At 63.0% G+C, this 24,694-nt stretch carries 24 protein-coding genes; 13 read left to right on the top strand and 11 right to left on the bottom strand.

The genetic code is table 11. The features are described from left to right. Positions 1-44: 44 nt before the first annotated feature. Positions 45-1,712 carry an energy-dependent translational throttle protein EttA gene (gene ettA / locus HU719_RS16360; RefSeq protein WP_186521213.1) on the top strand — a complete coding sequence of 556 codons (1,668 nt, stop codon included), beginning with the start codon at positions 45-47 and terminating at the stop codon, positions 1,710-1,712. A 220-nt stretch (positions 1,713-1,932) separates the two neighbouring features. Then, positions 1,933-3,273: an NADP-specific glutamate dehydrogenase gene (gene gdhA, locus HU719_RS16355; RefSeq protein ID WP_186521212.1), complete on the top strand. Its 1,341-nt coding sequence runs from the start codon at positions 1,933-1,935 to the stop codon at positions 3,271-3,273. A gap of 391 nt (positions 3,274-3,664) precedes the next feature. Here gdhA and HU719_RS16350 read toward each other — a convergent pair whose 3' ends face one another. The 4 genes from HU719_RS16350 to HU719_RS16335 all read right to left on the bottom strand — a co-directional run bounded on the left by HU719_RS16350 (position 3,665) and on the right by HU719_RS16335 (position 7,106). Then, positions 3,665-4,162 carry a GreA/GreB family elongation factor gene (locus tag HU719_RS16350; protein ID WP_186537141.1) on the bottom strand — a complete coding sequence of 166 codons (498 nt, stop codon included), beginning with the start codon at positions 4,160-4,162 and terminating at the stop codon, positions 3,665-3,667. A 69-nt stretch (positions 4,163-4,231) separates the two neighbouring features. Further along, positions 4,232-4,588 (bottom strand): hypothetical protein, encoded by a 357-nt coding sequence (locus tag HU719_RS16345; protein ID WP_186537142.1) that lies wholly within the window; start codon positions 4,586-4,588, stop codon positions 4,232-4,234. Between the two features lie 96 nt (positions 4,589-4,684). Continuing rightward, positions 4,685-6,538 carry an Lnb N-terminal periplasmic domain-containing protein gene (locus HU719_RS16340; protein ID WP_186537143.1) on the bottom strand — a complete coding sequence of 618 codons (1,854 nt, stop codon included), beginning with the start codon at positions 6,536-6,538 and terminating at the stop codon, positions 4,685-4,687. Positions 6,539-6,617: 79 nt separating this feature from the next. Then, entirely contained in the window at positions 6,618-7,106 is a 489-nt protein-coding gene (locus HU719_RS16335; protein ID WP_186519265.1) for a DUF3015 domain-containing protein, read from the bottom strand. Positions 7,107-7,345: 239 nt separating this feature from the next. On the opposite strand from HU719_RS16335, the gene HU719_RS16330 reads away from it, so the two are divergent. The 4 genes from HU719_RS16330 to bamJ all read left to right on the top strand — a co-directional run bounded on the left by HU719_RS16330 (position 7,346) and on the right by bamJ (position 11,778). Further along, a complete protein-coding gene (locus HU719_RS16330) occupies positions 7,346-9,784 on the top strand; it encodes a Lon protease family protein (protein WP_186519263.1) in 2,439 nt (812 codons plus the stop codon). A 164-nt stretch (positions 9,785-9,948) separates the two neighbouring features. Further along, on the top strand, positions 9,949-10,287 hold the full coding sequence (locus HU719_RS16325) for a PA4575 family protein (RefSeq protein ID WP_186519261.1): 339 nt from the start codon (positions 9,949-9,951) through the stop codon (positions 10,285-10,287). A 270-nt stretch (positions 10,288-10,557) separates the two neighbouring features. Then, positions 10,558-11,055 carry a TIGR00645 family protein gene (locus tag HU719_RS16320; RefSeq protein ID WP_186537144.1) on the top strand — a complete coding sequence of 166 codons (498 nt, stop codon included), beginning with the start codon at positions 10,558-10,560 and terminating at the stop codon, positions 11,053-11,055. 105 nt (positions 11,056-11,160) lie between these two features. Continuing rightward, positions 11,161-11,778: a BamJ family beta-barrel-assembly machinery protein gene (gene bamJ, locus HU719_RS16315; RefSeq protein WP_186519258.1), complete on the top strand. Its 618-nt coding sequence runs from the start codon at positions 11,161-11,163 to the stop codon at positions 11,776-11,778. A gap of 76 nt (positions 11,779-11,854) precedes the next feature. Here bamJ and HU719_RS16310 read toward each other — a convergent pair whose 3' ends face one another. The 3 genes from HU719_RS16310 to HU719_RS16300 all read right to left on the bottom strand — a co-directional run bounded on the left by HU719_RS16310 (position 11,855) and on the right by HU719_RS16300 (position 13,739). Further along, positions 11,855-12,100 (bottom strand): PA4570 family protein, encoded by a 246-nt coding sequence (locus HU719_RS16310; RefSeq protein ID WP_186519256.1) that lies wholly within the window; start codon positions 12,098-12,100, stop codon positions 11,855-11,857. A gap of 147 nt (positions 12,101-12,247) precedes the next feature. Further along, complete coding sequence (locus tag HU719_RS16305) at positions 12,248-12,589, bottom strand: zinc ribbon domain-containing protein YjdM (protein ID WP_186519254.1); 342 nt, start codon at positions 12,587-12,589, stop codon at positions 12,248-12,250. Positions 12,590-12,770: 181 nt separating this feature from the next. After that, positions 12,771-13,739, bottom strand: a complete 969-nt coding sequence (locus HU719_RS16300) for a polyprenyl synthetase family protein (RefSeq protein WP_186519252.1) — start codon at positions 13,737-13,739, stop codon at positions 12,771-12,773. 244 nt (positions 13,740-13,983) lie between these two features. On the opposite strand from HU719_RS16300, the gene rplU reads away from it, so the two are divergent. The 5 genes from rplU to HU719_RS16275 all read left to right on the top strand — a co-directional run bounded on the left by rplU (position 13,984) and on the right by HU719_RS16275 (position 17,677). Then, positions 13,984-14,298, top strand: coding sequence for a 50S ribosomal protein L21 (gene rplU, locus HU719_RS16295; RefSeq protein ID WP_186519250.1), 315 nt, complete (start codon positions 13,984-13,986; stop codon positions 14,296-14,298). Between the two features lie 38 nt (positions 14,299-14,336). Continuing rightward, positions 14,337-14,594 (top strand): 50S ribosomal protein L27, encoded by a 258-nt coding sequence (gene rpmA, locus HU719_RS16290; protein WP_186519248.1) that lies wholly within the window; start codon positions 14,337-14,339, stop codon positions 14,592-14,594. A gap of 186 nt (positions 14,595-14,780) precedes the next feature. After that, positions 14,781-16,004, top strand: coding sequence for an Obg family GTPase CgtA (gene cgtA / locus HU719_RS16285; protein ID WP_186519246.1), 1,224 nt, complete (start codon positions 14,781-14,783; stop codon positions 16,002-16,004). 87 nt (positions 16,005-16,091) lie between these two features. After that, positions 16,092-17,210 carry a glutamate 5-kinase gene (proB, locus tag HU719_RS16280; RefSeq protein ID WP_186519244.1) on the top strand — a complete coding sequence of 373 codons (1,119 nt, stop codon included), beginning with the start codon at positions 16,092-16,094 and terminating at the stop codon, positions 17,208-17,210. 53 nt (positions 17,211-17,263) lie between these two features. Then, positions 17,264-17,677, top strand: a complete 414-nt coding sequence (locus HU719_RS16275; protein ID WP_186519340.1) for a CreA family protein — start codon at positions 17,264-17,266, stop codon at positions 17,675-17,677. A gap of 171 nt (positions 17,678-17,848) precedes the next feature. Here HU719_RS16275 and mksF read toward each other — a convergent pair whose 3' ends face one another. The 3 genes from mksF to mksB are packed head-to-tail and all read right to left on the bottom strand — an operon-like array spanning position 17,849 to position 22,657. Next, entirely contained in the window at positions 17,849-20,680 is a 2,832-nt protein-coding gene (mksF, locus tag HU719_RS16270) for an Mks condensin complex protein MksF (RefSeq protein WP_186519242.1), read from the bottom strand. Beyond that, positions 20,677-21,381 (bottom strand): Mks condensin complex protein MksE, encoded by a 705-nt coding sequence (mksE, locus tag HU719_RS16265; RefSeq protein WP_186519240.1) that lies wholly within the window; start codon positions 21,379-21,381, stop codon positions 20,677-20,679. The genes mksF and mksE overlap by 4 nt, the downstream gene beginning before the upstream one ends. Beyond that, entirely contained in the window at positions 21,371-22,657 is a 1,287-nt protein-coding gene (gene mksB, locus HU719_RS16260; protein WP_186537145.1) for an Mks condensin complex protein MksB, read from the bottom strand. Before mksB ends, mksE begins: the two co-directional genes overlap by 11 nt. A gap of 254 nt (positions 22,658-22,911) precedes the next feature. Here mksB and HU719_RS16255 point away from each other — a divergent pair, with 254 nt between their 5' ends. Together HU719_RS16255 and rimI are read left to right on the top strand one after the other, a co-directional pair. Beyond that, on the top strand, positions 22,912-23,703 hold the full coding sequence (locus HU719_RS16255) for an energy transducer TonB (RefSeq protein WP_186519236.1): 792 nt from the start codon (positions 22,912-22,914) through the stop codon (positions 23,701-23,703). Continuing rightward, positions 23,700-24,155 (top strand): ribosomal protein S18-alanine N-acetyltransferase, encoded by a 456-nt coding sequence (gene rimI / locus HU719_RS16250; RefSeq protein ID WP_186519234.1) that lies wholly within the window; start codon positions 23,700-23,702, stop codon positions 24,153-24,155. The genes HU719_RS16255 and rimI overlap by 4 nt, the downstream gene beginning before the upstream one ends. An 18-nt stretch (positions 24,156-24,173) precedes the next feature. Here rimI and HU719_RS16245 read toward each other — a convergent pair whose 3' ends face one another. Next, on the bottom strand, positions 24,174-24,428 hold the full coding sequence (locus HU719_RS16245) for a hypothetical protein (protein WP_186537146.1): 255 nt from the start codon (positions 24,426-24,428) through the stop codon (positions 24,174-24,176). Positions 24,429-24,694 lie beyond the last annotated feature (266 nt).

The following is a 24,694-nucleotide window of genomic DNA, read 5'->3' as shown; positions in this document are numbered from 1 at the left end:
GGGCGTACGTCGATGTCTTTACCTATTTGATAGAGGGCTTGGTTTTGGCTCAATACGTCTACACCATGCATCGGCTGAGCAAGGTCGTGCCGCCGAAGCGTGAAATTCTCAAGAACATTTCCCTGTCGTTCTTCCCCGGCGCCAAGATCGGCGTGCTCGGCCTGAACGGCGCGGGTAAATCGACCCTGCTGCGCATCATGGCTGGCGTCGACAAAGAGTTCGACGGCGAAGCCCGCCCGATGCCGGACATCAACGTCGGCTACCTGCCCCAGGAACCGCAACTCGACCCCACCAAGACGGTGCGTGAAGTGGTCGAAGAAGCAGTCAGCGTCATCAAGGACGCCCAGGCGCGCCTGGACGAAGTCTACGCAGCCTACGCCGACCCTGATGCCGACTTCGACAAGCTGGCCGCCGAACAGGCCAAGCTCGAAGCCATCCTGCAAGCCGCCGATGGCCACAACCTCGAGCGCCAGCTGGACGTTGCTGCCGATGCCCTGCGCCTGCCGGCCTGGGATGCCAAGATCGAACACCTCTCCGGCGGTGAAAAACGCCGTGTTGCTCTGTGCCGCCTGCTGCTGTCGGCCCCCGACATGCTGCTGCTGGACGAACCGACCAACCACCTGGATGCCGACTCGGTAGCCTGGCTTGAGCGCTTCCTGCACGATTTCCCCGGCACCGTGGTAGCGATTACCCACGACCGTTACTTCCTCGACAACGTCGCCGGCTGGATCCTCGAACTGGACCGCGGCGCCGGCATTCCATACGAAGGCAACTACTCGGGCTGGCTGGAGGCCAAGTCGGACCGACTGGCGCAGGAATCCAAGCAGCAGAGCGCCCACGAGAAGGCGATGAAAGAGGAACTGGAGTGGGTGCGCAAAGGCGCCAAGGCCCGCCAGTCCAAATCCAAGGCTCGTCTGCAGCGCTTCGAAGAAATGCAATCGCAGGAATTCCAGAAACGTTCCGAAACCAATGAAATCTACATCCCGGCCGGCCCGCGCCTGGGTGACAAGGTCATCGAGTTCAAGAACGTTACCAAAGGCTACGGCGATCGCGTACTGATCGACAACCTGTCGTTCGCCATGCCAAAAGGCGCCATCGTCGGCGTAATCGGTGGTAACGGTGCCGGTAAATCGACCCTGTTCCGCATGCTGATGGGCAAGGAACAGCCAGACTCGGGCAGCATCGAGATTGGCGAAACCGTGCAACTGGCGTGTGTTGACCAGAGCCGCGAAGACCTCGACGGCAGCAAGACGGTGTTCCAGCAGATTTCCGATGGTTCCGACCAGATCCGCATCGGCAACTACGAGATCCCGTCGCGCACCTACGTGGGCCGCTTCAACTTCAAGGGCGGCGACCAGCAGAAGTTCGTCAAGGACCTCTCCGGTGGTGAGCGTGGCCGTCTGCACCTGGCACTCACCCTCAAGGAGGGCGGCAACGTCCTGCTGCTCGACGAACCGTCCAACGACCTCGACGTCGAAACCCTGCGTTCGCTGGAGGAAGCCCTGCTGGACTTCCCGGGCGCCGCCATCGTGATTTCCCACGACCGGTGGTTCCTTGACCGTGTGGCCACCCACATCCTGGCGTACGAAGACGATTCCAGCGTGTTGTTCTTCGAAGGTAACTACACCGAGTACGAAGCCGACCGCAAAAAGCGCCTGGGCGACGCTGCTGCCCAGCCGCACCGCGTCCGTCACAAGAAACTCGCCCAGTAAGGCGGGTTCAGTTGCACAGAAATGGGGCCCCTAGTGGCCCCATTTTTGTGCCTGCAATTTCGTTTTGCGCCGGCAAATCAGTGGGTATTTTGTATACATTTATATAAAACGCACCAAATAATTTCAAAAAAACGACATTTCGCCCTGTTGCAGTGCGTTTGCTTCTTGGTACATTTCAGAAAAAACCAATAAACAATCCCTCTTTGGTGAGACGTCTACCATGATCGAATCCGTCGACAGTTTCCTGGCCCGCCTGCAACAGCGCGACCCGGCCCAGCCCGAATTCCACCAGGCAGTGGAGGAGGTGCTGCGTACCCTCTGGCCCTTCCTCGAAGCCAACCCACAGTACCTGCAAGCCGGGATTCTCGAACGCATGGTCGAGCCTGAGCGTGCAGTGTTGTTCCGCGTTTCGTGGGTGGATGACCAGGGCAAGGTGCAGGTCAACCGCGGCTACCGTATCCAGATGAACAGCGCCATTGGCCCCTACAAAGGCGGCCTGCGCTTCCATCCCTCGGTGACCTTGAGCGTACTCAAGTTCCTGGCCTTCGAGCAGGTGTTCAAGAACTCGCTGACCTCGCTGCCCATGGGCGGCGGCAAAGGTGGCTCGGACTTCGATCCAAAGGGCAAGAGCGACGCTGAAGTGATGCGCTTCTGCCAGGCGTTCATGAGCGAGCTGTACCGCCACATTGGCGCCGACTGCGACGTACCGGCCGGTGACATCGGTGTGGGCGCGCGCGAGATCGGCTACATGTTCGGCCAGTACAAGCGCCTGGCCAACCAGTTCACCTCGGTGCTGACCGGCAAGGGCATGACCTACGGCGGCAGCCTGATCCGCCCGGAAGCCACCGGCTACGGCTGCGTGTACTTCGCCGAAGAAATGCTCAAGCGCAAAAGCCTGCGTATCGACGGCCGCCGCGTGGCCATTTCGGGCTCGGGCAACGTTGCCCAGTACGCTGCGCGCAAGGTCATGGACTTGGGCGGCAAGGTGATTTCGCTGTCCGACTCCGAAGGTACGCTGTACTGCGAAGCTGGCCTGAATGATGGCCAGTGGGATGCGCTGATGCAGCTCAAAAACGTCAAGCGCGGCCGCCTCAGCGAGCTGGCGGCGCAGTTTGGCCTGGAGTTCCGCAAAGGCCAGACGCCGTGGAGCCTGGCCTGCGACATCGCGCTGCCCTGCGCGACGCAGAACGAGCTCAATGCCGAAGACGCGCGTACCCTGCTAGGCAACGGCTGCATTTGCGTGGCCGAAGGCGCCAACATGCCGACCACGCTGGATGCGGTGGACCTGTTCATCGAGGCGGGCATTCTGTACGCGCCGGGCAAGGCGTCCAACGCCGGTGGCGTGGCGGTGTCGGGCCTTGAGATGTCGCAGAACGCCATGCGCCTGTTGTGGACCGATGGCGAAGTGGACAGCAAGCTGCACCACATCATGCAGTCCATTCACCATGCTTGCGTGCATTACGGCCAAGAGGCCGATGGTTCGGTGAACTACGTCAAGGGCGCGAACATCGCAGGCTTCGTGAAAGTCGCCGATGCCATGCTGGCGCAAGGCGTGGTCTGAGCAAACCGGGGGCTGCCTCATCGCAGGCCCTGCTCAACCGCAACATTGCTGGTTGGGCCCAGTCCTGTGGGAAATGACAGGTAGTTGTGGCGAGCGGGCTTGTCCCGCGTTGGGCTGCGCAGCAGCCCTGAGGATTGCCCTTGAGTTTTGAGGGGCTGCTGCGCAGCCCAACGCGGGACAAGCCCGCTCGCCACAAGGGAACTCGCCACAAGGAGATATGTCTGGCGAGAACAGGCTCGTACAAAACCATAGAATCTCCCACAGGGACCGCGCACAGTCGCAATTTCGAGAGTTGGCCCAGATTCCTGTGGGAGCTGGCGACAGCCTGCGATGAGGCCGGGGCAAGCCTGCACACCCCCCGTAGAGAATTCTGCGAGGGGGCACGCCCGCTCTAGCGTTCGGCGCTGATCTCGATGATTTCCAGCATCTGGTCCCCCACCGGCCTGCGCCACAGCACCTCATCCCCGGGCGCTGCGCCTAGCAGCGCACGCCCCAGTGGAGAGCCCCAGTTGATCAGCCCGCGCTGGGCATCGGCCTGGTCTTCGCCCACCAGTTGCACCTCATGCTCCCGGCCGTCCTCATCGACAAAACGCACCCGGCTGCCAATCTGCACCTGCTGCGTTGAGGTCGCTGCTGGTACCACTTGGGCGCTCTGCACCCGTGCGTTGAAGTAGCGTAGGTCTCGCTCGGCGTCAGCCAGGCGCTGTTTATCCGCCCGATCACCCAACCCCTGCAGCTCGCTGCGCAAGTTGTTAAGTGCCGCCACCCGTTGTTGTAGCTCGGCAAGGCCACTGGCGGTCATGTAGTTTGGCTGGTCGCTGATGCGCCGTTCCACCGGCTGGCTGGCCTGGGCGGCGGCGTGGTCTTCGTTGACGAATGCTCGGCTCATGGTTGGGCCTCCTTGTGCAAGAGACCATGGTCGCAGCAGCAGGGTTTCAACGGTTATCCGGTTGCGACCTCAGTTATGGCGAAATGCCCGGGCAGCGCCTTGGTCTTTTTCCCGTTGCCAATCGCGGTCGCGTTGGTCCCAGTAGCGCTCGCGGTACTGGCGGGTGTCTTCGCTGCTTTGCATGGCATGGCACTGGCGAAAGCCGTCGTCCCAGCCGCTTTCGTACTGACGCTCATGCAGGTAGCGCGGCACGTTCTTGCGAAACTCCCCAACCATCAGCCCGGCCGCCTGGCGGCCGCTGCTGCAGCCGTCGTCGAAGCCGTCGGCATAGGCGGGCGGATAGCCCTGGCCGAGCATCTGCTCGTGCTGGGTTTGGCAGCCGGCCAGCAGCGCTGCAATGCATAACACCCACAAGTACCGCGACATGACCACATGACCTCCAGTAGATACCGGCAAGTCTAGAGCGGTAAATGTGGGCGCGATGTCAAAACGCTGTCGAAGGATCCGTAGACAGCCCCTCGGCTAGTAGTGATACCACTTCAACTCCAGCATCACCTCGTTCTGCGCCGTGGCCAGGTGGCTGAACTGGCGTGATGCGCTCAGGCGCAGGCCGAGGTTCTGGCTGATTTCCCACTGCTGGTTCAGGCTCACGCTGCGGCGTACCTCGCCGTTGGTGAAGAAATCGCCCTTGGCCTCCAGGGTCATGTTGCCAAGCGGGTTGCGCCACAGCAGCCCGCTGTTGAAGCCGGCTGCCGGGGAGATGAACTCGGCAAAATCATTGTGATGCTCGACCCGCACCGTGCCCAGGGCAAAGCCCAGCAGTTCGTCGTTCAGTTGCCAGGTGCCACCGGCACCGCCGTTGACGTGGCTGACCAGCACCTCGTCGTCATGCTTGCCCGGCACCCGTTCAAGGCCGCCAGCCACCTGCCACGACCACGGCTTGAGCAGTGCATTGCGCGGGGTCAGTGAGCGGATGGTGGCCAGGTCCAGGCGCTGGACCTGCCAGTCGTTGCCCTCGTACTGGCGCAACTTCAGTTGCAGGATCTCGATCTGCGCGCCCAGCGGGAAGCCGTACATGTTGTCGTTGAGGTCGTGGTAAGCCATGCGCAGGCCATATTCGGCAAACGCGCGGTCCTTGCGGGTGCCCACCCCCAGCTGCCAGGTGCGCGACTGGTGGCCGTCTTCGGGCAGGCCGGGGCGCTCGATTTCAAGTGGCGGTGGCGGGTTGCGGTTCATCGCCCGCAGCAGCTCGAAGCTGCGCGCAGCCTGGCCTGGGTCGCGCTCCTGGCCATTGGCGCGGTAGCGCTCCAGGCGGTAGGCGGCGTCCTGAACCAGCGCCTGGCGGTCGCGAGGCAGGGCTGTGAAGGCCGGGCTTTGCAGTTGCGTGGTGTCGGCGCTCACTGCCAGCACCTGCTGCTTCTCGGTAGGCTCAAGCGCTTCGGCGCGGGCCAGCAACTCGCGCTCGCGGGACGGGCGGTAGCGCACGTCGGACACCAGTCCCGACTGGCGCACCGCCTTGACCGTGTCGGTCGGGATGGCCGTCAGCGGGAACTGCGAGGTGAGGTCCAGCCCGGGGCGGGCCACCTGCAGCAGTTCGAGCAGGCGGTACGAGCAGTTTTCGTCGAAGAAGAAATAGTCGAACTGGATCTGCTTGAGTTCCCACACATGCTCGACCATGCGCCCGGTCTCTTGCGGCGTAAGGTCCAGCTGGTACTCCCACAGGTCCCGGTTTTCCAGGCTGCGGTATTCGGAGAGCTTGTCCTGGTAGGGCATCATCGCAAACAGGCCGGGGTAACCGCCCATCAGGCCCTTCCAGGCATACAGAATGCTGTTGTCGCTGCCTTCGATATAGGCACCGAAATTGATCGCGTAACTCAGCAGCGTGGTGTCGTCACGCCGGGTGTTGGACTGGTCGATACGCAGCAGCGTGTGGCCGAACATCGACGACGGGCTGTTCAGGTAGGCCGCCGGGAATATCAATGCCGCGCTGTGCGGGTCGATCGACGTGTACCAGGTGTTGAATTCCTTGCAGTCGGGCGTTGGCAGGTCGGTCAGCGCAAGCTGCTCGCGCAACCAGCGGGTGCGTGCCGGATAAACACATTGGGCGTGTTTGTCGCCAAGGCTTGCCGGCGCATACAGCGCATCGACCGTTGCCTTGAGCTCCTGGTCCGGGTGGTGGGCACCGTCGGCGGCCAGGAAGAAGCGCTTGTCGTCGACATAGCTGCGCCAGCCGCCGAGCTTGGCGGTTTCGTAATGGCCCAGGGCAATCCAGTAGGGCGTGGCAGCGAGCTGTTGCAGGCGGCCGGGGTCGGGTTGTGGTGCTGCGTGCAACGGTGCGCTGGCAAGCAGCGCCAAGGGTGCGAGGCGTTTGAGCATGTCGGGCAACTACATCCTGATGATGCCGAAAGATAACGCGCCAGAACCCGCCCCGGTAGCGGGGCGGGAGACGCGGGACTCAAGCCTCGGTGGCGTACTTGGCCAGTTGCGGGTCGCTCTTGAGCACGGCCAGGGTGTTGCTGTGGACAGTTTCGGCAGTCACATCAGCGCTGCTGAAGATCTGCTGGAAGTGCTCATGGGTGACAGCGGCGAAGTGCGCGCGGTCCTCAGGTGCCACGCCCAGTACCACGGCGTAGGTGGTCAGGGCTTCGCCATCGCCCTTGGCCATGTCTTCGGAAAGTTCGTTCATCATGCCGTTCATGGCGAACCAGGAGCGGCCGCCATAGGTCAGCGACGCTTTGGTCGAGCAACCGTTGGTGCCCGAGGTCATGCCGAAGGTTGCGTTACCGGAGGTGCCGTTGGTGGTGGAGGCCAGGAAGTGCGCAGGTGTGCCGCGCTGGCCTTCGAACAGCATGTTGCCCCAGCCGCAGTTCGGGCCGCCTGGCGCTTCCGCCATGGCGTTGATCGAGACAGCGGCGAACAGAGTACCCAGAAGAATCCGTTTCATAGCGTTGTTCTCATTCTAGTGACTACCAAAGGGTCAGTTCTGGCAACAGGGCTGCCAGGACAGGGAAGTTTTCCACCCCCCCGCGCAGCTTGGAGTTTAGGCACGATCCAAAGGTTGCGTTGTTTATTGCGAAAAATTGCAAAGCCCAGGCTGCGACATAAAGTCCTGTACAGCCTTGCAAGCTGCGCGCTGGCGGCGCCAGAATGCCTGCATCCGCCCCGCCGAAGTAAGGAAACCCCATGCCCGATCCTGTCGCCTCGCGCCTGCGTCTTGCGCCCGAAGCCCTGACCCGGCGTTTCTGCGCTGAACAGTTTGCCTTCTCCAATACCGACGATCTGGAGCCGTTTCGTGGTGTGCTGGGCCAGGAGCGTGCCGTTGAGGCCCTGCAATTCGGGGTGGCCATGCCGCGCCCTGGTTACAACGTGTATGTCATGGGCGAGCCCGGCACGGGCCGCTTCTCGTTCGTAAAGCGCTACCTGAAGGCCGAAGGCAAGCGCCAGGCCACCCCGCCAGACTGGCTGTACGTCAACAATTTCGAAGAATCCCGCGAGCCGCGGGCGCTGGAGCTGCCTTCGGGCACCGCCAACGAATTCATCAGCGACATGAACGGGCTGATCGACAACCTGCTGGCAACCTTCCCGGCGGTGTTCGAGCACCCGTCCTACCAGCAGAAAAAAGGCGCCATCGACCGCGCCTTCAACCAGCGCTATGACCGCGCCCTGGACGTCATCGAACGCGCTTCGCTGGAAAAGGACGTGGCCCTGTACCGCGACAGCAGCAACGTCGCCTTCACCCCCATGGCTGACGGCAAGGCGCTGGATGAGGCCGAGTTTGCGCAGTTGCCTGAGGAACTGCGCGAGCGCTTCCACGAGGACATTTCCGAGCTCGAGGAGCGCCTCAACGACGAGCTTTCCAGCCTGCCGCAGTGGAAGCGTGAGTCGAACAACCAGCTGCGCCAGTTGAACGAAGAGACCATCACCTTGGCGCTACAGCCGCTGCTGGCGCCATTATCGGAAAAATACGCCGAAAACGCCGCTGTTTGCGCCTATCTGCAGTCAGTTCAGCTCAACCTGCTGCGCACCGTGGTCGAGCAACTGGTCGAAGACAGCAAGACCGACGCCGTGGCCCGCAAGATGCTCGAGGAGCAATATGCGCCAAGCCTTGTGGTCGGCCACCCCGGCAATGGCGGCGCACCCGTGGTGTTCGAGCCGCACCCTACCTACGACAACCTGTTTGGCCGTATCGAATACAGCACCGACCAAGGCGCGCTGTACACCTGCTACCGCCAGTTGCGCCCCGGCGCCTTGCACCGCGCCAATGGCGGCTTCCTGATCCTGGAAGCAGAAAAGATGCTCGGCGAGCCGTTCGTCTGGGATGCGCTCAAGCGCGCCCTGCAGTCGCGCAAGCTGAAAATGGAGTCGCCGCTGGGCGAGCTGGGCCGGGTCGCCACCGTGAGCCTCACCCCGCAGGTGATCCCGCTCAGCGTCAAGCTAGTCATCATTGGCTCGCGCCAGCTCTACTACGCGCTGCAAGACCACGATTCGGACTTCCAGGAGATGTTCCGGGTGTTGGTCGATTTTGACGAAGACATGCCCATGGTCGATGAGAACCTTGAGCAGTTCGCCCAGCTATTGCGCACCCGCACCAACGAAGAGGGCATGGCGCCGTTGACCAGTGACGCAGTGGCGCGCCTGGCCACCTACAGCGCCCGCCTGGCAGAGAACCAGTCGCGCCTGTCGGCGCGTATCGGCGACCTGTTCCAGTTGGTCAGCGAGGCCGATTTCATCCGCCAACTGGCCAACGAGGCAATGACTGACGCCGGGCACATCGAGCGGGCGCTCAAGGCCAAGGCCACGCGCACTGGCCGTGTCTCGCAGCGAGTGCTCGACGACATGCTGGCCGGGATCATTCTGATCGACACCGAGGGCGCGGCCATCGGCAAGTGCAACGGCCTGACCGTGCTGGAAGTGGGCGATTCGGCGTTCGGCATGCCGGCGCGGATTTCGGCCACGGTCTACCCGGGCGGCAGCGGCATTGTCGATATCGAGCGGGAGGTCAACCTGGGCCAGCCGATTCACTCCAAGGGGGTGATGATTCTGACCGGTTACCTGGGCAGCCGTTACGCCCAGGAATTCCCCCTGGCGATTTCGGCCAGCATCGCCCTGGAGCAGTCCTACGGCTACGTCGATGGCGACAGTGCCTCGCTGGGCGAGGCCTGCACCTTGATCTCGGCGCTGTCACGCACCCCGCTCAAGCAGTGCTTTGCCATCACCGGCTCGATCAACCAGTTTGGTGAAGTGCAGGCGGTCGGCGGGGTCAACGAGAAGATCGAAGGCTTCTTCCGCCTCTGCGAGGCCCGCGGCCTGACGGGCGAGCAAGGGGTGATCATCCCGCGCGCCAACGTGGCCACCCTGATGCTCGATGAGCGTGTACTACAGGCTGTAGAGGCCGGGCGCTTCCATGTGTATGCGGTGAGCCAGGCCGACGAGGCGCTGAGCCTGTTAGTGGGCGAGGAGGCCGGCGCGCTGGACGACAAGGGCGAGTTCGCCGAGGGCAGCGTCAACGCCCGCGTGGTTGAGCGCTTGCGGGAAATTTCCGAAATGATCAGCGAGGAAGAGATCAAGGAAGCCGAGAAAGAGCGGCTTGAGGAGATGGTCGCCCAGGCCAAACCGGCGTAAGTCAATAAACCGGCGCTGGAGGCACATTGCTACCGTTCGGCGCCGGTTTTCTAACTTTCTCCACCCATCGGCTAGAGTTGAACCAAGGGACAGCATCAGGGTTCAGGATGGAAACAGCCCGGAGCGGTTCGGGCTGAACAGGGCTTTATGGAGGGGACGCGGTCATGCGCAACCTCAGCCTTACTCGCCAGTGCCTGGGCCTGGTGACACGTATTGAATGCAGTATCCGCCCGCTTGCCGGTGACAACGGTATGTGGACGCTGCTGTTCGCGGCCGGCATGGCCGGTGAGCAACCTTCGGCCATCAAGGCGCAGGGGCCATTCCATGGCCCGATGGTGGCCGAGTCGGTGATGAACGCCATCGTCGACAGCTTGACCTTGCATGGCTACCAAGTGGCGCAAGACCCGCAGATCTGGTGCTTGCACCTGCAGGCGCAGCTACGGCGCATCAACGGCGAGCGCTGCCGTCACCTGGGCGACTACCAATTTCACCCCGAAACCTGAGGGCCTCCACGGCAGCCACGCGACCTGGTGTAGGAGCGGCCTTGTGTCGCGAACGGCTGCGCAGCAGCCCCGGCAATAAAGCATGATGCGCAGATCCTGGGGCTGCTGCGCAGCCCTTCGCGACACAAGGCCGCTCCTACAGGGTCCACTGTGAACCTGCCAGTAAGGCGGCGTTCTGCACCCCTAACAGCCACCACAGGCTTTTGCTGTAACAGGCGGCTGGCTATACTCGCGCTCGATTTTTCAGCCACTTATCGAGCCCCCCTGTCCATGGAACGTCTTCTCGAAAACGCGATGTATGCCTCACGCTGGCTGCTCGCCCCGATCTACTTTGGCCTGTCGCTCGGCCTGCTGGCATTGGCCCTGAAGTTCTTTCAGGAAATCTTCCATGTGCTGCCCAACGTCTTCGCCCTCAGCGAGGCGGACCTGGTGCTGGTGATCCTGTCGCTCATCGACATGTCGCTGGTCGGCGGCCTGCTGGTCATGGTGATGTTCTCCGGCTACGAGAACTTCGTCTCGCAGCTCGACATCGATGAACACAAGGAAAAGCTCAGCTGGCTGGGCAAGATGGATTCGTCTTCGCTGAAGATGAAAGTGGCCGCGTCCATCGTGGCGATTTCCTCGATCCACCTGCTGCGCGTATTCATGGATGCGCAGAACATCTCCACCGATTACCTGATGTGGTACGTGATCATCCACATGACGTTCGTGATCTCGGCATTTGTAATGGGTTACCTGGACAAGATCTCCAAGCACGGCGCTGCTTGATCCAATCTCTGGCGCTGAAGCTGATTCACGGCACCGCTGTGTGCTAGGCTTCATGCCCTTTTTCTAATAGGGCGGCTTTGCGTTCGCCCTACTGCGGAGTGCGAAATGTCCGAACTCAACCTGACTACCGACGAATCCCGCGTCAGCTACGGCATCGGCCGCCAGCTGGGTGGCCAGCTGCGTGACAACCCGCCACCGGGCGTCAACCTGCAAGCCATCGTTGCCGGCCTGACCGACGCCTTCAACGGCGCCGATAGCCGCGTCAGCGAAGAAGACCTGTCGGCCAGCTTCAAAGTCATCCGCGACATCATGCAAGCCGAAGCCGCTGCCAAGGCCGAAGCTGCTGCGGGTGCCGGCAAGGAATTTTTGGCTGAAAACGCCAAGCGTGACGGCATCACCACCCTGGCCTCGGGCCTGCAGTTCGAAGTGCTGACCGCAGGCGACGGCGCCAAGCCATCGCGCGAAGACAACGTGCGCACCCACTACCACGGCACCCTGATCGACGGCACCGTGTTCGACAGCTCCTACGAGCGTGGTCAGCCGGCTGAATTCCCGGTCGGTGGCGTGATCCCAGGCTGGACCGAAGCCCTGCAACTGATGAACGCTGGCAGCAAATGGCGCCTGTACGTGCCGAGCGAGCTGGCCTACGGCGCTCAAGGCGTTGGCAGCATCCCGCCGCACAGCGTCCTGGTGTTCGACGTCGAGCTGCTCGACGTTCTGTAATGCCTGATCGCGGGGCGGGCCCGTTGCCACCGGTTGTTTGCGACCTGCTGGCAGCGAGCCTACCCTGCGATGCTGTTCAGTTCCAATCGGTACCCCCAGGGCGCAATGCCCGCGCATAGCAGAACAGAAACAGGTTCCTCACCAGCTCCTTGAGCACCGAAGGCTCACTCGAATTCAAACCGGTCATGTCCAGGTCGCCCTGGTCACGCAGCTCATCAAGCGCGTCTTTTTCGAGCACGGCGCACACTTCGCCAGTTTCGCGATGCAGGATGCGCAGGTAAGGGTGGGGGCGATCAAGCCAGGCGTCGATCAGGTAGGTCATGGCTGTTCTCCTTGGATATCAATTCCAATGAGAATAATTCTTATTATCAAAATAGCAAGTGACTATTGGAAGAATTCTTCCGAATGGTACAGGCGACCCTGTTGCAGGGTCTGTCGGGGCTGCGCGGACGGCAGCCCCAGACGGGCGTCAGACCTTGCGCACGAACTCGGACTTGAGCTTCATGGCGCCGATGCCATCGATCTTGCAGTCGATGTCGTGGTCGCCGTCGCACAGGCGGATGTTCTTGACCTTGGTGCCGACCTTGACCACCAGCGACGAGCCCTTGACCTTCAGGTCCTTGATCACGGTGACGGTGTCGCCGTCCTGCAGCACGTTGCCCACCGAATCCTTTTTCACCACGTCGTCACTGGCGTCCTGCGCATCGCCTGCGGCCGACCACTCGTGGGCGCATTCCGGGCAAACCAGCTGGGTGCCGTCTTCGTAGGTGAATTGGGAGTTGCATTTGGGGCAGTGCGGCAGAGTGCTCACTTCGCTTCCTTAAGGGGACAGGTCAATAAAGGCGCACATTGTATAGGGTTTAGTGTCGGGATGCACAAATGCGTCGCGGTGGTTCGCCACTCCAGGCAAGCCCGCCGCCACAAATGCCCTGGGGCTAGTGGGGGGGCTTGCTCGGAGCGGCGAACCACCGCGATGAGGGTGACGCGAGGAATCAGTGGGTACGGGCGACCGCGAACTCGCTGAGCTCTACCAGGGCATCCCGGTACTCGCTGGCCGGCAGTACTTCAAGGCACTGGATGGCGCGGGCGACGTAGTCGCGGGCCATTTTGGCGGTGTAGTCCAGCGCCCCCGAGGCTTCGACGGCAATGCGGATTTGCTCGAGGTCTTCCAGGCCGCCTTTCTGGATGGCCTGGCGAACCAGCGCGGCTTGTTCCGGTGTGCCTTCGCGCATGGTGTAGATCAGCGGCAAGGTCGGCTTGCCCTCGGCCAGGTCGTCACCGACGTTCTTGCCCAGGGTTTCGGAGTCGCCCTTGTAGTCGAGCAGGTCGTCGACCAGCTGGAATGCAACGCCCAGGTGGTCGCCGAAGGTGCGCAGCGCCTCGCGCTGTTGCTCGTTGGCGCCGGCCAGCGCTGCCGCGCTGTGGGTCGAAGCCTCGAAGAGCATGGCGGTCTTGCCGCGGATGACCTCCATGTAGACCTCTTCGCTGGTGCTGGCGTCGCGTACCCGCGACAGCTGCAGCACTTCGCCCTCGGCGATCACCCGGGTGGCCTTGGAAAGGATCTGCATGACCGCCATCGAGCCCAGCTCGACCATCATTTCGAACGAGCGCGAATAAAGGAAGTCGCCCACCAGCACGCTTGGGGCGTTGCCCCACAGTGCGTTGGCGGTGGAGCGGCCACGGCGCATGCCGGACATGTCGACCACATCGTCGTGCAGCAAGGTGGCGGTGTGCAGGAACTCGATGGTCGCTGCCAGCAGACGCAGGTCGTCGCCTTCGCGGCCCAGGGCCTTGCCGCACAGCAGCACCAGCAGTGGGCGCAGGCGCTTGCCGCCGGCAGAGGTGATATAGTCGCCGATCTTCGATACCAGCGGCACGCGCGAGGTCAGCTGCTTCTTGATGATCTCGTCGACGGCGCTGAAATCGTCAGCTACCGCGCGGTAGAAGGATTGGGGTTGCATCGGCTGCTCCATTAAGGTTGCGCGGCATGCTAGGTCGCGGGTATCGGCGTGTCAAGGCGCGGTGCCGGTGGTGCTTGGGCGCCACTTGCAAGGCATTGGCCGGTTGCGTACAATCGCGCACCCTAACTTCCTGGGCAGCACCTGCCTTACGCAATTGCACCGGGCCGTTCCAGCCTCGTGCAGCCATGCCAGCCAATACTCATCATATAAAGCGCTGGGTGAGCAGGATTATCGGAGAAATACCATGTCTTACGCAGTAATTGTTACCGGCGGCAAGCAGTACAAAGTCGCTGAAGGTGAATTCCTCAAGATCGAAAAACTGGAAGTCGCCACTGGCGAATCCGTAACCTTCGATCGCGTTCTGCTGGTTGCCAACGGTGAAGAAGTCACCATCGGCGCACCCGTCGTCGCCGGCGCTAAAGTCGTTGCTGAAGTCGTTTCGCAAGGCCGTCACGACAAAGTCCGCATCATCAAGTTCCGTCGTCGTAAGCACCACATGAAGCGTATGGGCCACCGCCAGTGGTTCACCGAGATCAAAATCACCGGTATCCAGGGTTAATCCCCCAGGTCCCCTGAATTTATTTGGAGAATTGAACCATGGCTCACAAGAAGGCTGGTGGTAGTACCCGTAACGGTCGCGACTCAGAATCGAAACGCCTTGGCGTGAAGATGTATGGCAGCCAGGTTGTCAAACCAGGCAACATCATCGTCCGTCAGCGCGGCACCGAATTCCACGCAGGCTACGGCGTTGGCATGGGCAAGGATCACACCCTGTTCGCCAAGATCGAAGGCGTGATCAAGTTCGAGAAGAAAGGCGAGTTCATGCGCCGTTACGTGAGCATCGTCGCCGCTTAATCGCGACGCCGCTCCAGAAGCCCCGTCACGCGACGGGGCTTTTTCGTTTGTGGTGAGCCTCTTGCAAAGCTGTTTGTCTGGGCTGCCGGCGTTGGTTTCTGATGGTACGGGGCCGCCGCGCTCATTTTTGCAAGAGCCTCATGTTTTCTGGTTTTCAACTCGTCATTTGGCGAGAGGCGGTTTTGAATGAAGTTTGTAGACGAAGTATCGATCCGGGTAAAAGCCGGTGATGGCGGTAACGGTTGCATGAGCTTCCGCCGCGAAAAATTCATCGAGAACGGTGGCCCCAACGGCGGTGACGGTGGTGACGGCGGCTCGGTGTACATGGTTGCCGACGAGAACCTCAACACCCTCGTCGATTACCGTTACACCCGTCACCACGAAGCCCAGCGCGGCGCCAACGGTGGCAGCACCGATTGCACCGGTAAAAAGGGCGAGGACCTGTTCCTGCGCGTGCCGGTCGGTACCACCGTGATCGACGCCTCCACCCAGGAGGTCATCGGTGACCTGATCACCCCGGGCCAGAAGCTGATGGTCGCCCAAGGCGGCTGGCACGGCCTGGGCAACACCCGTTTCAAGTCCAGCACCAACCGTGCGCCGCGCCAGACCACGCCGGGCAAGCCGGGTGATCAGCGCGACCTGAAAATGGAAATGAAAGTGCTGGCCGACGTCGGCCTGCTGGGCCTGCCCAATGCCGGCAAGAGCACGTTCATCCGTTCGGTTTCTGCTGCCAAGCCAAAGGTTGCCGACTACCCGTTCACCACCCTGGTGCCAAACCTGGGTGTGGTCAGTGTCGACCGCTGGAAGAGCTTCGTCATCGCCGACATCCCCGGCCTGATCGAAGGTGCCTCCGAAGGCGCAGGCCTGGGTATCCGCTTCCTCAAGCACCTGGCCCGTACCCGCGTGCTGTTGCACCTGGTCGACCTGGCACCGCTTGATGACAGCAGCCCGGCCGATGCTGCCGAGGTGATCATCAACGAGCTGGCGCAGTTCAGCCCGGCGCTGGTCGACCGTGAGCGCTGGCTGGTGCTGAACAAGGCCGACATGCTGATGGACGACGAGCGTGACGAGCGGGTCAAGGATGTGGTCGAGCGCCTGAACTGGGAAGGCCCGGTCTATGTGATCTCGGCCATCGCCAAGCAGGGCACCGAGCAGCTCAGCCGTGACCTGATGCGTTACCTTGAAGACCGCGCCGACCGCCTGGCCAACGACCCGGCCTACGCCGCGGAGCTGGCTGACCTCGACCAGCGCATCGAAGACGAAGCCCGTGCCCAGCTGCAGGCCCTGGACGATGCGCGCACCCTGCGCCGTACCGGCGTCAAGAGCGTGCACGACATCGGCGATGACGACGACTGGGATGATTTCGAGGACGACGAAGACGGCCCGGAAATCATTTACGTGCGCGACTGATCGGTTGCAGTACACTAATCGCCGCTCCCAGGAGCGGCGTTTTTGTATCTACGGTATCTACAGATTCGACACAGGTTGGAAGACAAGATGCGAAGCAAGGTGACGGGCGCCAAGCGCTGGGTCGTGAAGATCGGCAGCGCGCTGCTGACGGCTGATGGCAAGGGCCTCGACCGTGGCGCGATGGCGGTGTGGGTCGAGCAGATGGTGGCCCTGCGTGAAGCAGGCGTCGAACTGGTGCTGGTGTCCTCCGGGGCCGTGGCCGCTGGCATGAGCCAGCTGGGCTGGACCACCCGACCGAGCGCGATGAACGAGCTGCAGGCTGCCGCCGCCCTGGGCCAGATGCGCCTGGTGCAGGCGTGGGAGTCGAGCTTCGGCGAGCACGGCAAGCACACCGCGCAAATCCTGCTGACCCACGACGACCTTTCTGACCGCAAGCGCTACCTCAACGCGCGCAGCACCCTGCGCACGCTGGTCGACTTGGGCGTGGTGCCGGTGATCAACGAGAACGACACCGTGGTCACCGACGAGATCCGCTTTGGTGACAACGACACCCTGGCGGCGCTGGTGGCCAACCTGGTCGAAGCTGACCTGCTGGTGATTCTCACCGACCGCGACGGCATGTTCGACGCCGATCCGCGCAACAACCCCGAAGCCCAGCTTATCTATGAAGCCCGTGCCGACGACCCGGCGCTGGACGGCGTTGCCGGCAGCACTGGCGGTGCGCTGGGCCGTGGCGGCATGCAGACCAAGCTGCGTGCGGCGCGCCTGGCTGCGCGTTCCGGTGCCCATACCATCATTATTGGCGGGCGCATCGAGCGCGTGCTCGACCGCCTCAAGGCCGGCGAGCGCCTGGGCACGTTGCTGTCGCCTGAGCGCGGCATGCTCGCCGCCCGTAAACAATGGCTGGCCGGCCATCTGCAAACCCGTGGCACGCTGGTGCTCGACGCCGGTGCCGTGCAGGCCCTGCGCCAGGCCAACAAGAGCTTGCTGCCGGTCGGCGTAAAGACCGTGCAGGGCAGTTTCCGCCGTGGCGAGATGGTGGTGTGTGTCGGCCCGGACGGCCTTGAAGTCGCCCGTGGCTTGGCCAACTACAGCGCGCTGGAAGCACAGAAGATCATTGGCCAGCCGTCCGATGCCATCGAAAGCCTGCTTGGCTACAGCGCGGAACCTGAGCTGGTGCACCGCGACAACCTGGTACTGGTGTGAAGGAGTTGAGCGTGCTGAAAAAACTGATCGCCGTCGCCGCCCTGGCGCTGCCGATGCTGGCGGGTGCCGAGGAAATCGGCCAAGTGTCCACTGTGTTCAAGTTTGTCGGGCCTAACGACCGCATCGTGGTCGAGGCGTTCGATGACCCCAAGGTCGATGGCGTGACTTGCTACCTGTCGCGGGCCAAGACCGGTGGGCTCAAGGGTGGGCTGGGGTTGGCCGAAGACCGTGCCGAAGCGTCGATTGCCTGCCGCCAGGTGGGGCCGATCAACTTCAAGGGTGACTTGAAGGATGGCGAGGAGGTGTTCAAGGAGCGCACTTCGCTGGTGTTCAAGACCATGCAAGTGGTGCGTTTTCTCGACAAGAAGCGCAATACGCTGGTGTACCTGGTATACAGCGACCGCCTGATCGAAGGCAGCCCGCAGAACGCGGTGACGGCGATTCCGATCGTGCCTTGGGCGCAGTAATACCCCAGCCGAAATGATCGCGGTGGTTCGGCATTCCGAGCAAGCCCGCTCCCACGCCCCGGTAATCAGAGGCGTGGGAGCGGGCTTGCCCCGCGATGTTTTGCGTTGCGCGCAACCCTTGTAGGAGCGGCCTTGTGCCGCGATGGGCCGCAAAGCGGCCCTGCTGCTACCTCAGACCAGTTCTTCGGCCTGATCCTCACGCACAATCGCCTTCACTTCATCCAGCCGGCTGATGTACTTCCAGTCCGCCTCGTCGATGTAGATGCCATTCGGCCCGCTGCCACCTTCAAGGTCAATCGCCACACGCGCCGACACCTGCGGCTTGACGCTCGCCAGAATCGGCACGAAGCCCAATTGCTGGCTGGTTTCAAGCAATGCCGCCTGGTTGCGTTCGTCGATGTCCGCCGCCTCGTCCAGGTAGAACGGCAGGCGAATGCGCCCGGCCAGGTCGCGGTCCATCAGGTGCAGCAACAGGTACATGTTGGTCAGCGCCTTGATGGTCATGGTGGTGCCGTTGGACGCGGCGCCGTCGATGTCGGCATGGATCACCGGCTGGCTGTTGATCTTGGTGATCTCGAATGCCAGTTCGAACAAATCCTTCAAACCCAACTGGTTGTGGTTGGCCGCCACCAGCCGCGCCAGGTATTCCTTGGCTTCTTCGTTCTTGTTGTCCTGGTCGGCGCTTTGCGTCAGGTCGAACACCGACAGCGTCTCGCCTTCTTCGTACTGGCCGGCGCTGTGGATGATCTGGTCGATGTGCTTGAGCGCTTCCTTGTTCGGTGCCAGCACCACGCGGAAGCTCTCCAGGTTCGAGACCTGGCGCTTGTTGATCTCGCGGTTGAACAGCGCCAGCTGGTGTTCAAGGCTGTCGTAGTCGCTGCGGATGTTGCGCAAGGTCCGGGCAATGTCGGTCACCGCCGCACGGCGCGCCTTGGCCAGGGTCAGCGCTTCTTCGGTACGGTGCGAGTAGGCGTTGATCAGCAGCGACAGGCGCCGCTCCATGTCGTCTTCGCTGTCGAACTTGGCCACGCCCTTCAGGCGCACCTGGGCGTACAGCGCCTCGATCTGGTTATCCACGCGCTGCAGCGCCTGCCAGCTGTCCTGGTAGTCGTTGAGCAGGGGCAGCAGGTTGTCCATGGAATCGTCGATCGCCTCCATGAACGGCGTACCGAACGGCAGGTCTGCCGGCAGCAGTTGGCGACGGCGCAGGGCGTCGTCGAGGGTGCGCTGCTTGGCTTCGAGGTCGGCGATCTGGCGGCCGACCAGTTGCAGCTTGGCCGACAGTTGCTGGACCCGCTCGGTGAACGCATCGCTTGAGCGCTTGAGCTCGTCCTGGGCGGCTTCGAGCTGGGCCAGCTGTTCGAGTTTTTCCGGCTCTTCGGCGCTCAGCGTTTCGCTGCGGCGGTAGTCTTCCAGCGCTTTCTGCGCATCCAGCACCTGCTGGTACAGGGCTTCGGTCTGCGCCTTGCTGGCGGTGCGGTCGAGGGCGACCGACTGTTGGGTCTTGAGCTGCTTGAGCTCTTTTTCCAGGCGTTCTTTCTGGTCGCGCAGGGCTGCGCGGTCGGCCAGGGCCTGAAGCGCCGGCGGGTCGATGTGCGAGATGTCGATGGACAGCCCCGGCACTTCGAAGCGCTCGCCCTTGAAGCGGTCCAGCACGCCTTCGAGGGTTTTCACCCACAGGTCGCTCTCGTCCAGCTCGATGCCACGCTCGCCCAGCGGCAGGCTGAACAGCGCGCCGTTGAACAGGCGCATCAGGCGGTCGACGTCCTGCTGCGAGAACTCTTCGCGCAGGCGGGCGTAGCTGTTGTTGTCGGCGTGGTCGAGTTGCTGCTTGACCGCCTTCAGGCGTTTTTCGAGGTCGCGCACCCGCTCGTCGAGGTCTTCGGCGGAGAATTGGCGCGATTGCGCCAAGGCGCCGGCCAGTTCGTCGTGGGCGTCCTTGGCGGCCAGCAGTTGCTGCTCCAGTACCTTGGCGTTCTCAACCAGTGCGAAGCGGTGCTTGAGCACGGCCAGTTCGCCCAGCCAACGCTGCACGCCCGTGATCTCGCGCTCCAGGCGCATCAGCTCCTGGGTGCCGCCGCGCTGGTCGTTCTGCAGGCGGTCTTGTTCGGCGCGGTAGTGCTCGGCCTGGATCACCAGCTCTTCCTTGCGCGCCATGCCGTATTCCTGCCAGGTGCCCAGCAGGTTGTCGAGCACCGGCGAGATGCGGTGCAGCTTGCCGCGCAGGATCTCGCGCTGCGCCACGCCACCGGCCAGGGCCTCGACCAGCGGGCCGGCGGCGACCAGGGCGTTGTAGTCCTGCTCCATGCGGCGCACGTCGCGGAAGGCTTCCTCGCAGGCGGCGATATAGTCGACGCTGCCCGAACGCAGGCTGTGCTCGAAGGCATCGAGGAACAGCTGCTTGAGCTTGGCGGCGGTGATTTCACGCATGTGCAGCAGGTTGATGAACAGCGCGCGGAAGGTCTTCAGGCTCTGCTCGCTGGTCGAACGCAGCGGGATCAGGGTCAGGTCGAGCGGCACCGAAGTGTGCCCGCCGACCAGCAGCCGGCGCAGTTCGTCGGGCTTGAGTTCGTAGGCTTTCAGCCCGTTGCGCTCAAGGTTGGTGAACAGCTCCTTCTGGCGCAGGCAGGTGTCGTCTTTCTGGTAGTGGGCCAGGTCCAGCTCGCCCTGGTAGGCAAAGAACTGGTGGCCGAAACCGCCACCGGGGCCACGCCCGACCACGCCGATCACGTGCGGGCCGTGGGGCAGGTTGAGTTCGCAGAGGATGTAGCTGGTGTCGGTGGCGAAATAGAAGCGGCGCGACTGCTCAAGGCTGTACTTGCCGAAGCTCATGTCCGACATGCGCGCCAGAATCGGGAACTGCAGCGCGTTGATCGACGCCGATTTACCCAGGTTGTTGGCGCCGTAGACCGACAGCGGGTGCTCCAGCGGGAACAGGCCAAGGCTGTAGCCTGCGGTGTTGAGCAGTGCGAAGCGGCGGATGCCGTAGCGTTCCTGGCTCATGCGTCAATCTCCTGTTCTTCGCGGATGGCGCGGGCCAGCGCGTCCTCTTCGCTTTCTTCACCCTCGAACGGGGTGAGGTCGAGCGGGTCGTCGGTACGGTTGAGTTGCTCGGGCGATTCTTCTTCGACCAGCACAGGCACCGGCAGCGGCAGGTCGCTGTGCAGGGTGGCGGCCAGGTCGCGGTCCTGCTGCACCGACAGGCACACGTCGAGGAAGCGGTGCATCGGCGGCAGGAAGCGGTAGATGCCGCCTTCTTCGGCGGCGAAGCCCAGCTGGGTCATGCGGCGCAGGATCTTTTCCTCGAGCTCGTCGACGGCCTGCACTTCGGCCTGCAGGAACAGGTCGCGGTATTTGTCCAGCAGCGAAGGCAGCTCGTCGCGGCCAATGCTGCCGCCGTCGAGCACCGCCATCGGGTCGCGGCCCTGGTCAGCCAGGTGCTCGACCAGGATGAAGGTGAACAGCGACAGGCGCTGGGCGGTCTTGTTGACCTGCGCGGCGGCCTGATCGGGGACGAAATAGTAGAAACCACGGGTGTCGCAGACCAGCTCGAAACCGAGGGCCTTGAACAGCGTGCGGTACTGGTCCTGGAAGTTCGACAGCTGCGCGTACATTTCAGGGTCGCGGCGGCTGACGTGGAAGCCCTTGAACAGTTCGCGGAAGATCGGCGCGAGCTGGGACAGTTCGGAAAGATCAAGATGCATTGGCTGGGCTCGCGGTGGATTCGGTGGCAGCGGCTGTAGGTTCGCGGCTGGATGTCAGGGCGAAGGAGCGCAGGCTGACCAGGTGTTCGCGGGTGGCATATTCCTGCCGTTCGAGGCGCTGGCGGCTGAAGCGTTTTTCGCGCGACAGGCGCGAGAACCAGTACAGCAGCTCGTCGGTGGCGCCTTCGGGTTCCTGCTCCAGCAGCCAGACCATCAGGTCGGGCAGCGGCAGGGCATCGGCGCAGCGTTCGAGCATTTCCTTGACCGTGCGCGGTGCACGCGGCACCGGGCCCTTGTGGGTCTTGTGCGCCTTGGGGAAGCGCGCAGGCTTGGGCTCGAAACGCGCCAGGGCATAGACGTAGGCCTCGACCTGGCTGGCGCTGCCGAGGAAGGTGCTTTGCGGGCGGGTGAACATCGGCATGGCCGCCTGGGGCACGGCGTCGATGCCTTTTTTGCGGATCACCGACAACGCCAGCGCGGCACCGCGGGTCACGGCGTTGTGCCGGCGCGCTTCTTCACGCAGCGGCAGCAGCAGTTCGCGGGCGTGGCGCAGGGTCAGCTGGGCGCTGGTCTGCATTTCCAGAATACGCGCGTGGGTACGCAGCAACATGTCGTCATCGACCAGGTGCCCCAGCCGCGCCTGCTCGCCCAGCAGGCGCAGCAGCACGGTTTCTACCTTGCGCACGCCCTGCTCGAAGGCGCCGTCGGCGTTGACCAGCTGGATCATCGGCTCGACGTACTCGTCCCAGGTGGCCAGCACTTCGGCGTAGCGCTGGCGCAGGGGGATCTGCCGGTTGCTGGTCTTGGCCCGCTCGGCCACGGCCACCAGCGCCTGCTCGTCGTTGTCGAGCTTTTTGAGTACGTCACGCACGCGCATGTCGAGCAGGCGCAGTTGCCGCGCCAGGTCGTCGCTGTCGCGGTTGTCGAAGGCGTCCTGGATATGCCCGGCCAGGCGTTCGAGGTGGCGCAGGTAGGCTTCGATCTCAAGGCACAGGCCCAGGCGGTGCTCGCGGCGCAGGTAGGCCAGAAAATCGTGGATCTGCGCGTTGAGTTCGAAACGGTTCGGGCTTTTTGCTACCGGGACCAGGATGTCCAGGCGGATCCACACGTCGAGCAGTTGGGTGATGTCCTGCGCGGTGCTTTCCACCTGCTGGCGGGCCAGTTGCTGGCGCAGTTCGACCAGGCTCAGGGTGCCTTGGTCGAAGCGCTCGCACAGCGGCTCGATCAAGGCCCAGTGTTCGGCTAGGGCGCGAAGGACGCGCTTGGGTTCGATCATTGGCGGGTCGACTCGTTGCCAAATAAAAGCGGCGATTGTACTGCATCCGGGGGGGAGGATTTCACCCCTTGGTCTGCAATGAGGGAATGCCTGAGCCTTTGTGGGGTTTTTTCTGGTTGGGCTGCCCATGTGCCCTGGGAGCGGGCCTGGTCGGAACGCCGAACCACCGCGACAGGCCCGACAATCTGATGCGGCGCCACACCGCCAATGACGTTAGAATGCGCGCCTGACTTCACCCGCCCGGAAATCCGCCCTTGCTGATCGAGTCCCGCCGCCGCGCTTACCTGTCCGCCATGCAAGTGGTGCACTGGCTGCCGCGCGCCGAGCTGCCGTTCGCCGCGCCCTCGCGCCCAGAACTGCTGTTGCCGGTGGCACCGCTGCACGAGCCCGATTTCGAGGTGCGCCCGGCGGCGCCTAGTGCCACGCCCAGCGCCGCCCCGGCAGCGCCCCAGGCGCGCAGCGAGCGGCCGAAAATCGAAATTCCGCGCCCAGGCAGCGCGCCGAAGGTCGCCGCCAAGCCGGTCGAAGCCGAGCCTGAGGTAGCGCCCTCGCGCCCAGCGCCGGTGCCGCCTCCGCGGTTTTCGCTGCAACTGCTGCGCGCCGGTAGCTGCCTGCTGCTGGTCGAGCTTGCCACTGGCCAGCCCTTCCAGAGCCGCGACCCGTCCTACCTGTTGCTCAAGGACCTGCTGCGCGCCGCCGGCCTGCCGGACGCGCCGCAGATCATCGGCGAGCCGGTGCGCTGGCCGCTGCTGGTGCGCGGCAACATGGACCAAGGCCCGGACGCTGCACGCGACTTCGTGCAGGGGTTTATTGCCGCCCGTGTCGAAGAAGCGCCGTGCAGCTGCCTGTGGCTGATCGGCCTGCCTGCCGTGCGCTTTGCCGGCGAGGCCGATGCCGAGGCGTACTACCAGACCCTCAAGGTCGACCTGCTCGGTGACGCATGGGCGTTGCCGGGCCTTGAACTGTTGATGGACGAGCCGCAGCGTAAAGCGCACGTCTGGAAAGCCATGCGCCAGCTGATGGCGCGCTGGAAGAGCGTTGAATGAGTGACTCGATCAGTTTCCGCCCGGCAACCGAGGCGGACCTCGATGCCCTGCTGAAAATCGAATATGCCGCATTCAGCCACCCTTGGACCCGCGGCATCTTCACCGATGCGCTGAAGTCCTATGAAGTGTGGTTGATGTTCGACGGCCAGCAACAGGTGGGCCATGGCGTGATCAATGTGATCATCGACGAGGCGCACCTGCTCAATATCACCGTCAAGCCGGAGAACCAGGGGCGCGGGCTGGGCCTGCGCCTGCTTGAGCATCTGATGGCGCGGGCCTATCAGCTCAATGGCCGCGAGTGCTTTCTGGAGCTGCGTGCGAGCAATCAGTCGGCCTACCGGTTGTACGAGCGCTACGGCTTCAACGAAATCGGCAGGCGCCGCGATTACTACCCGCTGGCGGGCGGGCGTGAAGATGCACTGGTCATGGCCTGCACGCTGCTCGAAGACTGACAGCCTGCTTTTTGCCAGCTAGTCGGGCACTGCGCGTTTAAGGGCATGCTCGGCCAGCGCCCGGCTCATCTGCGCATTGTGCGCGGCGTTGACCAGCATGCCCACGCCGGGCTCGCCGGCCATGGCGCAGCAGTATTCATCGATGGTGTCTTCTATGCCGCGGATCAGTTCGATGGCATGCACCAGTGCGTCTTCGCCGGACATGTCGTGGTTGATGGTGAAGAAGTTGCGGCTGGTTTTTGCTGCGGGTGCGTTGGCGGCCTGATCGGTCATGGTGCTTCTCCTGTCACCTCGGTGGGCGAGCGGGCAACGTTAGCCTTGATGGCAAGGCACAACAACGCGGAAGCGGCTGTGACCGGCGTAGGCAAATTCCTAGGACCGGGCTTTCTGAAATACTTGGTTTCAGGTTTGCCCATAGCGAATTCTTCCGCGGGCCGTGGGAGGTTCTATGGTTTTGTACAACCCTGACCTAGCCTCATCGCAGGCCCTGCCCAACCGCAACATTGTTGGTTGGACCCAATCCTGTGGGAAACGATAGA

This window comes from Pseudomonas farsensis (genome assembly GCF_014268805.2).
In the GTDB taxonomy this organism is placed as follows: domain Bacteria; phylum Pseudomonadota; class Gammaproteobacteria; order Pseudomonadales; family Pseudomonadaceae; genus Aquipseudomonas; species Aquipseudomonas farsensis.
The sequence above is the reverse complement of the archived record's forward strand: the minus strand, read 5'-3'. Positions and strand labels throughout refer to the sequence as shown.

Bases quoted from the DNA above. Each gene is read 5' to 3' on its own strand.
- rpmA (WP_186519248.1), top strand. From the start codon at position 14,337: ATGGCTCACAAGAAGGCTGGTGGTAGTACCCGTAACGGTCGCGACTCA.
- proB (WP_186519244.1), top strand. From the start codon at position 16,092: ATGCGAAGCAAGGTGACGGGCGCCAAGCGCTGGGTCGTGAAGATCGGC.
- mksF (WP_186519242.1), bottom strand. From the start codon at position 20,680: ATGAGCCAGGAACGCTACGGCATCCGCCGCTTCGCACTGCTCAACACC.
- rplU (WP_186519250.1), top strand. From the start codon at position 13,984: ATGTCTTACGCAGTAATTGTTACCGGCGGCAAGCAGTACAAAGTCGCT.
- HU719_RS16245 (WP_186537146.1), bottom strand. From the start codon at position 24,428: ATGACCGATCAGGCCGCCAACGCACCCGCAGCAAAAACCAGCCGCAAC.
- gdhA (WP_186521212.1), top strand. From the start codon at position 1,933: ATGATCGAATCCGTCGACAGTTTCCTGGCCCGCCTGCAACAGCGCGAC.
- HU719_RS16310 (WP_186519256.1), bottom strand. From the start codon at position 12,100: ATGACCTACCTGATCGACGCCTGGCTTGATCGCCCCCACCCTTACCTG.
- HU719_RS16330 (WP_186519263.1), top strand. From the start codon at position 7,346: ATGCCCGATCCTGTCGCCTCGCGCCTGCGTCTTGCGCCCGAAGCCCTG.
- HU719_RS16340 (WP_186537143.1), bottom strand. From the start codon at position 6,538: ATGCTCAAACGCCTCGCACCCTTGGCGCTGCTTGCCAGCGCACCGTTG.
- HU719_RS16350 (WP_186537141.1), bottom strand. From the start codon at position 4,162: ATGAGCCGAGCATTCGTCAACGAAGACCACGCCGCCGCCCAGGCCAGC.
- rimI (WP_186519234.1), top strand. From the start codon at position 23,700: ATGAGTGACTCGATCAGTTTCCGCCCGGCAACCGAGGCGGACCTCGAT.
- HU719_RS16320 (WP_186537144.1), top strand. From the start codon at position 10,558: ATGGAACGTCTTCTCGAAAACGCGATGTATGCCTCACGCTGGCTGCTC.
- HU719_RS16300 (WP_186519252.1), bottom strand. From the start codon at position 13,739: ATGCAACCCCAATCCTTCTACCGCGCGGTAGCTGACGATTTCAGCGCC.
- mksE (WP_186519240.1), bottom strand. From the start codon at position 21,381: ATGCATCTTGATCTTTCCGAACTGTCCCAGCTCGCGCCGATCTTCCGC.
- HU719_RS16335 (WP_186519265.1), bottom strand. From the start codon at position 7,106: ATGAAACGGATTCTTCTGGGTACTCTGTTCGCCGCTGTCTCGATCAAC.
- HU719_RS16345 (WP_186537142.1), bottom strand. From the start codon at position 4,588: ATGTCGCGGTACTTGTGGGTGTTATGCATTGCAGCGCTGCTGGCCGGC.
- bamJ (WP_186519258.1), top strand. From the start codon at position 11,161: ATGTCCGAACTCAACCTGACTACCGACGAATCCCGCGTCAGCTACGGC.
- HU719_RS16325 (WP_186519261.1), top strand. From the start codon at position 9,949: ATGCGCAACCTCAGCCTTACTCGCCAGTGCCTGGGCCTGGTGACACGT.
- mksB (WP_186537145.1), bottom strand. From the start codon at position 22,657: ATGATCGAACCCAAGCGCGTCCTTCGCGCCCTAGCCGAACACTGGGCC.
- HU719_RS16275 (WP_186519340.1), top strand. From the start codon at position 17,264: ATGCTGGCGGGTGCCGAGGAAATCGGCCAAGTGTCCACTGTGTTCAAG.
- cgtA (WP_186519246.1), top strand. From the start codon at position 14,781: ATGAAGTTTGTAGACGAAGTATCGATCCGGGTAAAAGCCGGTGATGGC.